The sequence below is a fragment of the Acidihalobacter yilgarnensis genome (assembly GCF_001753245.1).
Classification (GTDB): domain Bacteria; phylum Pseudomonadota; class Gammaproteobacteria; order DSM-5130; family Acidihalobacteraceae; genus Acidihalobacter; species Acidihalobacter yilgarnensis.
Genome location: NZ_CP017415.1, coordinates 536,827 through 549,299, shown reverse-complemented (window position 1 = coordinate 549,299; position 12,473 = coordinate 536,827). Strand labels below are relative to the sequence as shown.

The window sequence follows — 12,473 nt, the reverse complement described above, 5'->3', positions numbered from 1 at the left end:
CGAACGTGTCCGATACTCCGTCTGCCGAATCCTCATTGCTCGCCCCCCGACACTGGCCCACGTGGGCCGCGCTGGGCGCGCTGCGCGCGGTCACCTGGCTGCCCTTCCCGGTAGCGTTGGCGATCGGGCGGGCACTGGGCAACATCGCCTACTGGCTGGCGCCGCGCCGCCGCCGCATCGCGCGCATCAACATCGATCTGTGCTTCCCCGAGCGCGACGCGCGTGAACGGCAAGTGCTGGTGCGCCGACACTTCGCCTCGATCGGCATGGGCGTGATCGAGACTGCAATGAGCTGGTGGGCGCCGACGGAAAAAATCCTGCGCCAGGTGGAATGGGCCGGGCTGGAGCACTTCGAAGCCGCACGCGCGCAGGGCCAGGGGGTCATGCTGGTCGGCGCGCACTTCACCGACCTCGAAATCGCGGGCCAGCCGCTGGCCGCGCGCATGGACCTGCACGTGATGTATCGACCACATGAAAATCCGGTGATCGAACGCGCCATGTCGGCCAGCCGCACGCGGCGCTACGGCAAGGCCATCCCTCGCCACGATACGCGCGGCCTGCTGCGTAGCCTGCGTGAGAAACACGTGGTCTGGTATGCCTCGGATCAGAACTACGGCCACAAGGGCAGCGTCTTCGCACCCTTCTTCGGCATCCCCGCGGCGACCAACACCTCGACCTCGCGCATCGCCCGACTGACCGGCGCGCCGGTGGTCCCCTTCTTCAGTGCGCGCCTGCCCGGCAGTTCACGCTACCTGCTGGAGTTTCAGCCGGTACTCGACGATTTCCCGAGCGACGATGTCGGCGCCGACGCCACGCGCATCAACGGCTTGATCGAAGGCTTTGCACGGCGCTTCCCTGAGCAATATCTGTGGGTCAACCGCCGCTTCAAGGACCGCCCCGACGACGGGCCGCGCTTCTACTGATGAACATTCTGGTCATCAAATTCCGCAACATCGGCGACGTGCTACTAACCGCCCCCCTAGTCTCGGCCCTGCGCGCGGGCGGTCACCGCGTCAGCGCCCTGGTCAAGGCCGGCACCGAGCCCATGCTCGCCGGCCACCCCGGTCTCGACGAACTGTTCGTCTATCCGACCCGCCAGCTCGGCGAATCGCGCAGTGCCCTGCTGCGCCATGAACTGGCCTTCTTCCGAACCTTGCGCGCACGCCGCTTCGATCTGGCGATCAGCACCACGGAAGGTGACCGCGGCGCCATCGCGGCGCGGCTATCCGGCGCCCCGCGCCGACGTGCGCCGATCGATCCCGCCAAGGACAAGCACTGGCGACGCTGGCTGATTAACGAACCGGTCGCGCCGCGTCCCGGTCCGCGCCATACGGTGCTGCGCAACCTCGATCTCGGCGGCGCCGAGGCGGCTATCAACGCAATCAGCGTGTCGCTCACGGTGAATGATGCCGACCGCGAAGCGGTGCGCTACCTACTCGCCGAGGGCGGCCATATGCCCGGCCGGCCGTTGGTACACATCCACCCGACCTCGCGCTGGTTTTTCAAGTGCTGGACCGATGCTGGCATGGCCGAGATCATCGACCGGCTGATTGGCCGCCTCGGCGTGCAGGTGGTGCTCACCTGCGCACCGGATGCACGCGAGCGAGCACGCCTCGACGGCATCCTCGCGCGCAGCAGGGAGCACCCCATCGACCTCGGCGGCCGCCTGAGCCTCAAGCAGACCGCCGCGCTGAGCGCCCAGGCCGATGTCTTCTTCGGCGTCGACACCGCCCCCATGCATATGGCTGCCGCCGTCGGCACCCCGGTGGTCGCGATCTTCGGCCCTTCTGGGGCCTTCGACTGGGGTCCCTGGCCCAACGGCCACACCGCCGAGAATCCTTATCCAGCCCGTTCGGGGCTACAGCAGGCAGGCAGGCATCATGTCATCCAGCAAGCCTGGGGCTGTGTACCCTGCGGCCAGGACGGCTGCGACGGCAGCAAGCGCAGCGACTGTCTGGATCGCCTCCCCGCATCGCTGGTAATGGCCGAGCTGGAGGCCGCACTCGACCAGGCGAGCGCGGCATAATGCGTATCCTGCACACCGAATGGTCCGACGGCTTCGGCGGTCAGGAACGCCGCATCCTCGCCGAGATGACCGGCATGCGCGCGCGCGGACACGATATCTGGCTGGCTACCCGCGCCGAGGCGCAGCTGCACACCGCCGCCGAGGCTGCCGGCATCCCCACGCTGCGCCTGCCGCTACGCGGCGCGGCCGATCTTGCCAGCGCCGCACGCCTCGCCCGGCAGCTGCGGCGATTGCGTATTGACGTGGTCAACACCCACAGCGGTATCGACAGCTGGGTCGGCGGCATCGCCGCGCGCTGGGCGCACAGCCCCGTGCTGCTGCGCACGCGTCACCTCAACAATCCGCTGCGCCGCGGCTGGACCAACTTCGTACACTACCTACCCGACCGCATCATCGCCTGCGGCGAGGCCGTACGCACGCGTCTGGTGGACGAATGCGGATTCCCTGCCGCGCAAGTGGTGAGCATCCCCACTGGCATCGACTTTGCCCGCTTCCGCCCCGCACGGCCGCGCCACTCAGTGCGCGCGGCACTCGGCCTGAACGATACCGACGAGCTGCTACTGATGGTCGGTGTGCTACGCGGCGTCAAACGCCACTTGCTGGCGCTGGAGGCCATTCATCGCCTCGGCGAACGACGCCCCCACCTGCAGTTGGTACTCGCAGGTGACGGTCCGATGCGCGAAGAGATCGCTGCGCGCGCCGAGACGCTGGGGCTCACCGGGCGCGTGCACTTCCTCGGTCACCGCGACGACGTGCCCGACCTGATGGGCGCCGCAGACGCCCTGCTGCTCAGCTCACGCTCCGAGGGTGTGCCGCAGGCCGTCACCCAGGCACTGGGCATGGGCCTGCCGGTGGTCGCCACCGAGGTCGGGGGGGTGCCGGAACTGATCCGCCAGGAGGACACCGGCCTGCTGGTCCCCACCGAGGATGCCGACGCGATGGCCGCCGCCCTTGACCGCATATTCGCCGATCCCGGCTGGGCAAAAACCCTGGGCGAACGCGGCCGCGCACACGCCCATGCGCACTTCAGTCTCGACGCCATGCTCGATGCGACCGAACGCCTGTGCGACGATCTGCTGCAACGACCCGAGAGAACCACCCGATGACCGCCCGCGCCGTGCCCGTGCTCATGTACCACCACGTCACCCCGCGCCCGGGTCTAGTCACCGTCTCGCCCGCCACCTTCGAAGCACACATGACGCGTCTCGCGCGCGGTGGCTACCGGACCATCACCGCCGATCAGCTGCTCGCCTTCATGAAAGGCCGCGAGGCACTGCCGCCACGCAGCGTCGCGATCACCTTCGACGACGGCTATCTCGACAACTACGTGCATGCCTATCCGGTACTCAAGCGCCTCGGGCTGCACGCGATCATCTTCGCCGTCACCGGCTGGATAGGCGACGGTTCGCCGCGGCCATATGCCGGCGGCCTGGACGACCTGCCCGACTGCCCAGACCACAGGACCTGCAAGCGCCTCATCGAGGCCGACGAGGCCGACCGCGCCATGCTGCGCTGGTCTGAAATCGAGATGATGAGCGCCGACGGCACAGTGGAATTCCATTCCCACAGCCACGGCCACGTACGCTGGGACCAGTTGTACCCCGATCCCGCAGTACGCCTCGCCGCCCTGCGCGAGGATCTGGAACGCTCACGCGCGACCCTGACCGCGCGTCTCGGCGGCACCGATCGCCACCTATGCTGGCCCTGGGGTTACTTCGAGCCGGAATATCAGTCGCTCGCCGCCGGACTCGGCTTCGAGTCCCAGTTCAGCGTGATCCGCGGCACCAACCGCCCCCACGACAACGTCGCCGCCATCCGCCGCATCGACACCAAGGAGCGCCCCGCCGGCTGGCTCGCCCGGCAACTCTTCACCTACCGCTCACCGATGCGCGCCGGGCTTTATCTGGCACTGCGGCGCTGAAGCGCGGTCGGGCGGCGTAGGCATGCGGGTACAACCCTTCACTGATTTGCTCTATCTCGGCCTGCGTGCCGCCCACGCACTGGATCGCCGCGCACGAAACACGGCTGACTTCCGCCCGGAGGCCGTGCGCGTCATCTTGGCGGTATCGACCACAGCCGTCGGCGATACCGCCATGAGTAGCGCTGGGCTGCACGCATTGCGCATACGCTACCCCGATGCGCGCCTTGTCGCGCTGCTGCATCCGGCCACGGGCCGTCTGCTAAAGGACCATCCCGATATCGACGAGCACCTGTTTTACAGCGGCCGATACGCCGACTTCATGCGCACCCTGCGCGTCTTGCACCGCCTCCGCCCCGACGTTGCCGCAGTGTTCCACGGCAACGAGCCGCAGATGACGCCACTACTCTACCTCGCCGGTATCCCGTTCATCTTCAAACTACCCAACACCAGCCGCAACCGCTTCCTGCTCAGCAACGCCTCGCCGCGCCAGGCCTGGGCCGATCTCGGCCACGGTCTGCGCCAGCGTCTCGCGGTGGCCCGTCTGGCCGGTGCAGACAGCGACGACCCGCACATGTATCTACCCGTGTCCAACGAGGCACGCGCAGCGGCCGAAACCTTGCTTGCGGCCTATGGCGTAACACCAGGAGCGCCGCTGATCGGACTGCAGACCGGCGCTTCGGAACCGCACCGCGCCTGGCCAGCCGAATCCTTCGTCGCCCTGGGCCACGCACTCGCGGCGCGTCATCCTGGATTGCGCCTGATTCTTACCGGCTCGCCCGCCGAAGCGGCGCATTGCCAACGGATCGCAGAGGCTATCGGCCCGGTAGCCATCAACCTCGCCGGCGCGCTCGGCCTCGATCACCTGCCTGCGCTGATCGAGCGACTCGACGTACTGGTCAGTGGCGACACCGGACCGATGCACATCGCCTTCGCCGTCGGCACGCCCACCGTCTGCCTGTTCGGCGCCTCCGACCCCGCGGGCGCCGGCCCGATCTACGACCTCGATCGCCACAGCGTGCTCGCCGCCCCTTGGGATGCATCGGCACGTGCGCTCACCGCGCCGATGACGCGCATCGGCGTCAACGCAGTGGCCGCCGCGGTCGAGACCCGACTGGGCGAACACCCAGCGGCCACCGCCTGAACCCGCCCCCTCGTGCGCATCCTGCTCGTCACCGACCTCTACCGCGGCAGCGATCACTCCGCCGTAGAAGCGATTTTCGGGCGCCACCTAGCCGAGCACATGGAGGTCGATCGGGTCTACTTCGACCGCGAGATCGTGCAGCCCGTGCGCGAAGACACGATGATCACCCTGCCACATGCCTGCCGCCGACACGGGCTCACGACCGCGCTGAGCGGGCTCGCCGAGCTGAAGCATTACGATTGGATCGTGGTCCGCAATCTCTTCCCCGCACTCAGCGCGATCCTGCGCGTACGTGGCGCGCACGGCCCGCGCATCGCTTTCTGGGATTCATTTCCGCATGCCTATCGGCGCTACCACCAATCGCGCGTTATCGGCCGGGCACGCCTGCGCAAGACGCTCGAATACCGTTGGCGGGCACGCAGCGAGGCGCGTTTTCTGGCCCGTTGCGACGCCTATCTGCCGATCACCGACACCCACCGCCGACTGTTCCACCCGACACTTGCCATACCCAGCCACCCGCTGCCGCTGGGCTTCGATTTCGCCAGCACCGATATACCCGTGCGCCCGCCGCGCAACGGGCCATTGCGCTTCGCTTACGCCGGCACCATCGACCGATTGCGCCGCATGGATACGGTGCTGGCAGGCTTCGCCGAAGCCGAAGGCGACTACGAACTGCACCTGTACACACCGCTGGACGCGCCCGGTCGTGACGCCCTCCGCCTGCCGCATGACCCACGCTTCCACTACCACCCACCGGTGCCCCGCAAGGAGCTGCTGCAGCGCCTCGCCGAGGCCGACGTCGGCCTCGGCCTAATTCCGCCCGAGCGCCTGTACCTCGGCTCCTCGCCGACCAAGACCTTCGAATATTATGCGGCCGGCCTGCCTGCCCTACTCTCCGAGCTACCGGATTATCACGATGTTTTCGAGCGGAATTGCGCGCTGTACTGCGACTTCACCCCGGCAGGGATTGCCGGAGGCGTGGCACGGGCTCAGATACTGGGCCGCGAAGCGCTACAGCGCATGGGCGCACAGGGTTGCGAAGCGGTACGCGCACAGCGCGATTACGCCCACCTGGGGGATGAACTGCTTCAGTTCCTCGCCGGACTCGCTTGACCCGCACCGGCCGCGTCGGCAATCTCGCCAACGCGCAGGATGTTCGATTCAAAGGCCTCGATCACCCGCGCCCAAGTATAGCTATGAGCATGCCGCAACGACTCGTCGAACATCCGGCGCGTGGCGCCGTCGTCGTTGAGAATACGCCGCATGCAGCGGTATACCGATTCGGGATCGTGCGGCTTGCACAGCAGCCCGCTGGCGCCGTCGATGATGATTTCTTCGTTCGCGGTATCCTGCGAGCCAATGGAAGGAATGCCACAGGCATTGGCCTCCAGATGAACCAGCCCGTAACCCTCGAAGGCATCGGGCGTGTTCACCGAAGGCAATACGTGGCAGAGGCAACGCGCGTAGTAACCCAGCAACTCGTCATGGCTGACGACACCGGTCTGTATCACCTGCGATTCGATTTTCAGCTCGCTCAGGCGACGCGCATAACGCTCGCTGGGCTGACCGACAAGATAGAGACGAGCCTCGGGATATTCGGTGACCAGCCGCGCGAAACCTTCCAACAGATCCCCCACGCCCTTACGCGGTTTTTGCGCCCCCACGAACAAAAAAGCCTGCTCCTTCTCGATCCCAGGCACCGGGTGGTACGTATCGGTATTCACACCCCAAGGTACGATTTCGAGTGGGCCTTGATACCAGGCACGTGCCTTGGCGGCGGTGAAACTGCTTGGCACGACCAGCATGTCCACCGAGCGCGCCGCCCAGCGGTTGAACCAGCGCCAACGACCGCGCACAAAGGGGTAATGGATGTAGGTGCCCTGCCCAATCAGGACCAAGCGCGGCACACTCAACCGGCGCTTCAAGCGCGCGGCCAACGGCAGATGCGGCTCAATCGCGCATACAATCACGTCGAATCGTTGGCCCTCGAGGCGCTGCGTGATCTCGGCGGTATCGCGTCGCAAGACGCGCAGTGTCTTGAAGCCGTTCGAGGCGATCAGGTCGAAGCCAGGATTATCGGCGTCGCCGCGCTCAGACAGCACCGTTACCCCGTGCCGCTCGCGCAGCCGCGTGATCAACTCCAGGGCAACGGTTGCCCAGCCATTGCGGGTACTGAATTCGTTGGTGATCAGCAAAATATTCATATGCATTCACGCCTTACGACATCGGTGTTCAACCGACTGCCTTGCGAGTCATCATTTCGCTGAACGCCGTAATCACGGCCTCGGCATCAACGTCGGCTACATCGCGAGCCTGCGTCTGCAACAACTGGTGCGGCGCGGCCCAAGGGTGCCAACGCACAGCATCGGTGGCGCCGAACAGACACACGATCGGCTTTTCCAGCGCGGCGGCGATATGCATCGCACCGCCGTCGCTACACAGCACGGCGTCACACAAGGAAAGCCCTGCGATCAGCTCGGCGAGCCGTTCGGTTCGACAGGGCGTCAGCAGCTCCGACCCCAGAGCGCTTGTCAGGCGTTCGGCCTTGTCGTCGTCACCGGGATGGAAACGGTCGTCGGGCGCACCGGGCGACCAGAAGAGCAGGAAGTGCGCGCCATGACTCTCGTGCAGATGGCGGGCCACGGCCTCGAAGCGCTCGACCGGCCAGCGGTTGGAGGGCTTGCGGGCGCTGATGTGCAGTCCGATCAGCGGGCGTCCCGCCGCGGCCGCCGGCAGGCGCGCACGCACACTGTCGGCAAGGGCAGCATCGGCTGCGAGACGCGCCGCAGGCGGCGGGCCGTCGATGCCCAAGGGCGCGAGCAAGCGAAAGATATCCTCGACCTCATGCATCCCCGCACCACTGCCATAGGGCACCGCGACATCGATGGCGCCGCCACCGCGCCGACCCGGCTCGGTAAAGCCCAGGATGTGCTTCGCGCCCAGCGGGCGGGCGAGACGTAACGCGCGCGGCAGAAAGTGCGCGCCACCGAGAATGGCATAATCGAAGCGCTGACGGCGCAAATACAGCATCAGTTTGAGACGCCGCCAGTAGACGCCGATCACGGACTCGCCATCCGCGCGATGCTTGGCCTTGGTATAGGCAAAAACTGCGTCCAGATCGGGGTGACCGTCGAGCACGTCGCGATTGTAGCTGTTGACCAGCGCGGCGATGTAGGCCTCTGGGTAACGGCGGCGTAACGCAGCGATCATCGGCAGCGTACACACCAAGTCGCCGATATTGTCGCGCCGGACCACGAGGATACGCGGCCGTGCCGGCACTTCGGCGGCACGTTGGGCAGGGCTTGTCGCTGGATTTTCGGCCATCCTATCCCTTGTCGGCGCTACCGGTCCGCCGCCGCCCGGCAAGCAAGTCCAGATGTTTCAGAAACGAGGCAAAACAGCCTAGCAGAATATGCGCGAGACCGGGCAGACCGTCGAGGAAGCCCAGCCGGATCAGATAAAATTTAATGAAGCGCGTTATCGGGCTGAGCAATGCGCGCGGCCACGACGAGCGCGCACCCGCCGCACGCAGTCGATCTCCCTGAAGACGCGCATAACGCACCTGTTTGGCGGCATAGTCGCAGACCCCGGTCTCCGATTCATGCAGCAGATCGCCGACGAGGGTGATGACAGGATCGTCGGTCAGCACGGTCTCGTGTACCGGGTCGTCGCTCCACTCGGCGTGGCCGCGATGGAACAACCGGATGACATGGTCCGGGTAGCCTTCGCCGTGACGCAGCCAACGTCCCATGAAGCGGTTGCGGCGGGCGATGCGGCAGACCATGGCCTGCGGCGCGGCCAGCACGTCCTCGATGCTCGCGCGCAGGGCGTCGGTCACGCGTTCGTCTGCGTCCACGCAGAGCACCCAGTCGTGCGCAGCCTGCTCGACGGCGAAGCGCTTCTGCGGGCCGAAGCCAGCCCAGTCGTGATGGATCACGCGGATTCCCCGACCCTCGGCAATGGCCAATGTGCCATCGGTGCTGCCAGCATCGACGATGAGGATCTCGTCGGCGAAATCGAGGCAATCGAGGCAGGCACCGATCCGCGCGGCCTCGTTTTGGGTGATGATGACCGCCGATACGAGTTCACGCGCCATGCGCCATCTCCCTTGACCCGCTCATGGTCTCGCGTGTCTGTGCCCATACCCGCGCCGGATCGAGCGCCTCGTAACAGGCGGGACGCACGACCGATGCGCCCCGGTAGCCGCATTCCCGCGTCAGGCAGGGCGAGCAGGGAAACCGGGCGGACAGATGAATCTGTGCCTCGCCAAAGGTGCCGGTGCGATCTGGACGGGTGGCGCCATAAAGTGTCACCGACGGGGTACCCAGCGCCGCGGCCAGATGCGCCAGCCCAGTGTCTACACCGATCACGATACGCGCCGAGGCGATCAGTGCGGCCAGCTCGCCCAAGCCACTGCGCGGCAACACGAAGCCATGACCCGCGCCGGCCACGGCGATGCGCTCGGCGCGCGCGTGCTCGGTCTCGTCACCCCAGGGCAATAGGACGCGCAGGCCATCGGCCGCGGCCAGTGCCATCAGTTCGCACCAATAGGCCTCGGGCCAGTGTTTGCTGGGCCAGGTCGTGCCGTGAAGGAACAGTAGATCACCCGGTGCCGTAGACGGCACAGGCAAGCGCTCGCGCGCCAGACCGTAATCGGCCACGGTGTTGGGGATCGAGTAGTCCAGTGCTGCAGCGAACAGGGCGCGAGTGCGGCTCACGGCATGTTGTTCACGCGGCACGCGCACCCGGTGTCGATAGGTCCAGGCGGCCAACGGTTCGCGTGCCGAGGCGCGATCGAGACCCCAGCGGGGGCCAATGGCCTGACGCGCGACCAAAGCGCTCTTGATCAATCCCTGCGCGTCGATTACGCGGTCGTAGCGCTGCGCACGCAGGCGCGCACGAAAGGCGTGGCGCTCAGCGCGTGTGCTGCGCCAATCGCGTCGCCAGCGGCGCAGGGCGGCGGGAATCGCGTGTGCCACCGCCGGGTGCCAACCGGGAATCTCCGCGAAGCCCTCCTCCACCACCCAATCGAAATGGATATCGGGCACGGCGTGCCATGCGTCGGTAAGCGCCGGCAATGTATGGATCACGTCGCCCAGCGAGGACAACTTGACGAGCAACACACGCATCACACGATCAAGGCGTCCAACGCACGCACTACCCGCTCAGGGTGCAGGCCGCGCAGACATTCCAGGTGGCCCAGCGGGCACTCGCGCGCAAAGCATGGGCTGCAATCCAGGCCGAGACGTTCGATGCGTGCGCGACCCGGTGCGGCCAACGGCGGCGTGAAGCCGGGGTCGGAGGAGCCGTATACCGCAACCAAGGGGCGGCCGAGCGCGGCGGCCAGGTGCATCAGGCCCGAATCGTTGCTGACCACCGCCGTGCACGTAGCCATCAGATCCGCGGCCTCGGTCAACGTGGTGCGCCCGGCAAGGTTGATGCAATCAGGGCCAGCATCGCGGCAAACCGCCTCAGCGAGTGATGCGTCGCGTTCGGAACCGAATACCCACGATTGCCAACCCTGCGTACGGTAGTGGCGTGCCACGGCGGCGAAGTATTCGGTGGGCCAGCGCTTGGCCGGGCCATATTCGGCACCGGGACACAGGGCCAGTACCGGCCGATGGGTATCGAGCCCCAGGCGGTCGGCCGCTTCTGCGGCGGCCACAGCGTCCGCGCGAAGTACGGGTACGGGCAACGATTGGAAGGCGGCGGCCACCTTCGGCGGCAGCCCCAGCACCGCAAAGCGCTGCACGGTGCGCGGCAACGCACGCTTGTCGAGCGTGTGTAGATCGTTGAGCAGGCCGTAACGGAATTCGCCGCGGAACCCCGTGCGGCGCGGAATACCGGCGAACCAGGGGATCAGTGCGGATTTGAAGCTATTGGGCAGGACCAGTGCCCAGTCGTAGGCATCCGTGCGCAGACGTCTGCCGAGCCGGTATCGCTCAGCCAGGGCCAAGCGCCCATGCCCCAGCGGTTGCGGGATCGCACGCCGCACCTCCGGCATGCGATCGATCAGCGGTGCCGTCCAGGCCGGAGCGAGCACGTCGATGATGAGTTCGGGGTAGCGCGCCCGGAGCACCTTGAACAGGCTCTGGGCCATGATCATGTCGCCGACCCAGGCCGGGCCGACGACGAGACATTGCCGGGGTGCGACGGCCATCCCCCCCACGCCCGCGTCCAGAACCTCAGCCCGCCTTGTAGGCGTATTCGGTCCCGCAGTACGGGCAGCTCGCGTGTCTCAGGCCATCCTGCCCCGGCGCCATATCCTCAATAGGCAGATAAACGCGCGGATGTGAGCTCCACAAAGCGCTGCCCGGCATCGGGCAGTGCAACGGCAGATCGGCGTCAGTCACGGCGACGGCGCGTGACGCATTCGGCGTGCGGTACTGATCCTGGTGGTCGGCGGTATGCGGATTCGGCATCTTATCGGGCCCCTATTGACTTCGTTCGGTTCAGACGTAGCTCAGCCAATGATCGTAACCCGCATCGCGACCCTGCACCACATCGAAATACTGGCGCTGCAGGCGTTCGGTGATCGGTCCACGCGAACCGCTGCCGATGGCACGGCCGTCGATCTCGCGGATCGGGGTCACCTCGGCGGCGGTCCCGGTGAAGAAGGCCTCGTCCGCGATGTAGACCTCGTCCCGCGTGATGCGCTTCTCGCGCACCGGGATACCGAGCGCATCGGCGAAGGTGAAGATAGTGCGGCGGGTGATGCCATCCAGCGCCGAGGTCAGGTCCGGGGTGTAAAGCGTGCCGTCGTGCACGATGAACACGTTCTCGCCGCTACCCTCAGCCACATAGCCCTCGGTGTCCAACAGCAAGGCTTCGTCGAAGCCGCAGGCCGTGGCGTCCTGAACCGCCAGCATCGAGTTCATGTAGCTGCCATTGGATTTGGCGCGGCACATGGTGACGTTGATGTGGTGGCGACTGAATGAGGACACCTTGACGCGAATACCGCGATCCAAACCCTCCTGTCCGAGATAGCTGCCCCAGGGCCAGGCGGCAACCATGCAATGCACCTGGAGATTGGTCGCGTGCAGACCCATGCTCTCTGAACCGTAGAAGCACATGGGACGAATGTAGGCGCTGTCGAGCTTGTTCTCGCGAATGATGTCGATCTGCGCCTTCGAGATCACCGCCGGATCGAAGGGGATATCCATACCGAGAATCTTCGCCGAGTTGAACAGGCGGCGGGTGTGATCTTCCAGCCGGAAAATCGCCGGACCACGCTCGGTGCTATAGGCACGCACGCCCTCGAACACGCCCATGCCGTAATGCAAGGTGTGGGTCAGCACGTGCACCTTGGCCTCGCGCCAGGGGACCATCTCGCCGTCGAGCCAGATCAGACCGTCGCGGTCGGCCATCGTCATCGTATTTCTCCT

The 12,473-nt window shown here is 66.3% G+C and carries 13 protein-coding genes; 6 read left to right on the top strand and 7 right to left on the bottom strand.

What is annotated here, in order from left to right; genetic code table 11:
• The first annotated feature begins 5 nt into the window (after positions 1 to 5).
• From lpxL to BI364_RS02670, 6 genes are read left to right on the top strand one after another with little or no spacing between them, the layout of a single operon-like run.
• A complete protein-coding gene (lpxL, locus tag BI364_RS02695; RefSeq protein WP_197495804.1) occupies positions 6 to 923 on the top strand; it encodes an LpxL/LpxP family Kdo(2)-lipid IV(A) lauroyl/palmitoleoyl acyltransferase in 918 nt (305 codons plus the stop codon).
• The gene (gene rfaQ, locus BI364_RS02690; protein WP_070077446.1) at positions 923 to 2,026 is read left to right on the top strand and encodes a putative lipopolysaccharide heptosyltransferase III; all 1,104 of its coding nucleotides are present in this window, start codon (positions 923 to 925) and stop codon (positions 2,024 to 2,026) included. The genes lpxL and rfaQ overlap by 1 nt, the downstream gene beginning before the upstream one ends.
• Positions 2,026 to 3,132: a glycosyltransferase family 4 protein gene (locus tag BI364_RS02685; protein WP_070077445.1), complete on the top strand. Its 1,107-nt coding sequence runs from the start codon at positions 2,026 to 2,028 to the stop codon at positions 3,130 to 3,132. Before rfaQ ends, BI364_RS02685 begins: the two co-directional genes overlap by 1 nt.
• Positions 3,090 to 3,947 carry a polysaccharide deacetylase family protein gene (locus BI364_RS02680; protein ID WP_197495803.1) on the top strand — a complete coding sequence of 286 codons (858 nt, stop codon included), beginning with the start codon at positions 3,090 to 3,092 and terminating at the stop codon, positions 3,945 to 3,947. Before BI364_RS02685 ends, BI364_RS02680 begins: the two co-directional genes overlap by 43 nt.
• Positions 3,948 to 3,969: 22 nt before the next feature.
• Entirely contained in the window at positions 3,970 to 5,088 is a 1,119-nt protein-coding gene (locus BI364_RS02675) for a glycosyltransferase family 9 protein (RefSeq protein WP_070077443.1), read from the top strand.
• A 12-nt stretch (positions 5,089 to 5,100) separates the two neighbouring features.
• Positions 5,101 to 6,201, top strand: a complete 1,101-nt coding sequence (locus BI364_RS02670; protein ID WP_070077442.1) for a glycosyltransferase family protein — start codon at positions 5,101 to 5,103, stop codon at positions 6,199 to 6,201.
• On the opposite strand, the gene BI364_RS02665 is transcribed toward BI364_RS02670, so the two are convergent.
• Genes BI364_RS02665 through BI364_RS02635 form a run of 7 tightly spaced genes read right to left on the bottom strand, consistent with a single transcriptional unit; the run spans position 6,177 to position 12,461 of the window.
• The gene (locus BI364_RS02665; protein ID WP_070077441.1) at positions 6,177 to 7,292 is read right to left on the bottom strand and encodes a glycosyltransferase family 4 protein; all 1,116 of its coding nucleotides are present in this window, start codon (positions 7,290 to 7,292) and stop codon (positions 6,177 to 6,179) included. The two genes, BI364_RS02670 and BI364_RS02665, sit on opposite strands and share 25 nt — an antisense overlap.
• A 28-nt stretch (positions 7,293 to 7,320) precedes the next feature.
• Positions 7,321 to 8,412, bottom strand: a complete 1,092-nt coding sequence (locus tag BI364_RS02660) for a glycosyltransferase family 9 protein (protein ID WP_083251113.1) — start codon at positions 8,410 to 8,412, stop codon at positions 7,321 to 7,323.
• Position 8,413: 1 nt separating this feature from the next.
• Positions 8,414 to 9,184, bottom strand: a complete 771-nt coding sequence (locus BI364_RS02655; protein ID WP_070077440.1) for a glycosyltransferase family 2 protein — start codon at positions 9,182 to 9,184, stop codon at positions 8,414 to 8,416.
• Positions 9,174 to 10,217: a lipopolysaccharide heptosyltransferase I gene (waaC, locus tag BI364_RS02650; protein WP_070077439.1), complete on the bottom strand. Its 1,044-nt coding sequence runs from the start codon at positions 10,215 to 10,217 to the stop codon at positions 9,174 to 9,176. Before waaC ends, BI364_RS02655 begins: the two co-directional genes overlap by 11 nt.
• A complete protein-coding gene (waaF, locus tag BI364_RS02645; protein ID WP_070077438.1) occupies positions 10,217 to 11,248 on the bottom strand; it encodes a lipopolysaccharide heptosyltransferase II in 1,032 nt (343 codons plus the stop codon). The genes waaC and waaF overlap by 1 nt, the downstream gene beginning before the upstream one ends.
• Positions 11,249 to 11,273: 25 nt before the next feature.
• The gene (locus BI364_RS02640; protein ID WP_070077437.1) at positions 11,274 to 11,510 is read right to left on the bottom strand and encodes a zinc-finger domain-containing protein; all 237 of its coding nucleotides are present in this window, start codon (positions 11,508 to 11,510) and stop codon (positions 11,274 to 11,276) included.
• A 30-nt stretch (positions 11,511 to 11,540) separates the two neighbouring features.
• Entirely contained in the window at positions 11,541 to 12,461 is a 921-nt protein-coding gene (locus tag BI364_RS02635) for a branched-chain amino acid transaminase (protein ID WP_070077436.1), read from the bottom strand.
• Between the last annotated feature and the right edge of the window lie 12 nt (positions 12,462 to 12,473).

Coding starts and splice junctions, on each gene's coding strand:
- BI364_RS02685 (WP_070077445.1), top strand. CDS start 2,026: ATGCGTATCCTGCACACCGAATGGTCCGACGGCTTCGGCGGTCAGGAA.
- BI364_RS02635 (WP_070077436.1), bottom strand. CDS start 12,461: ATGACGATGGCCGACCGCGACGGTCTGATCTGGCTCGACGGCGAGATG.
- BI364_RS02640 (WP_070077437.1), bottom strand. CDS start 11,510: ATGCCGAATCCGCATACCGCCGACCACCAGGATCAGTACCGCACGCCG.
- waaF (WP_070077438.1), bottom strand. CDS start 11,248: ATGGCCGTCGCACCCCGGCAATGTCTCGTCGTCGGCCCGGCCTGGGTC.
- BI364_RS02655 (WP_070077440.1), bottom strand. CDS start 9,184: ATGGCGCGTGAACTCGTATCGGCGGTCATCATCACCCAAAACGAGGCC.
- waaC (WP_070077439.1), bottom strand. CDS start 10,217: ATGCGTGTGTTGCTCGTCAAGTTGTCCTCGCTGGGCGACGTGATCCAT.
- BI364_RS02660 (WP_083251113.1), bottom strand. CDS start 8,412: ATGGCCGAAAATCCAGCGACAAGCCCTGCCCAACGTGCCGCCGAAGTG.
- BI364_RS02675 (WP_070077443.1), top strand. CDS start 3,970: ATGCGGGTACAACCCTTCACTGATTTGCTCTATCTCGGCCTGCGTGCC.
- rfaQ (WP_070077446.1), top strand. CDS start 923: ATGAACATTCTGGTCATCAAATTCCGCAACATCGGCGACGTGCTACTA.
- BI364_RS02665 (WP_070077441.1), bottom strand. CDS start 7,292: ATGAATATTTTGCTGATCACCAACGAATTCAGTACCCGCAATGGCTGG.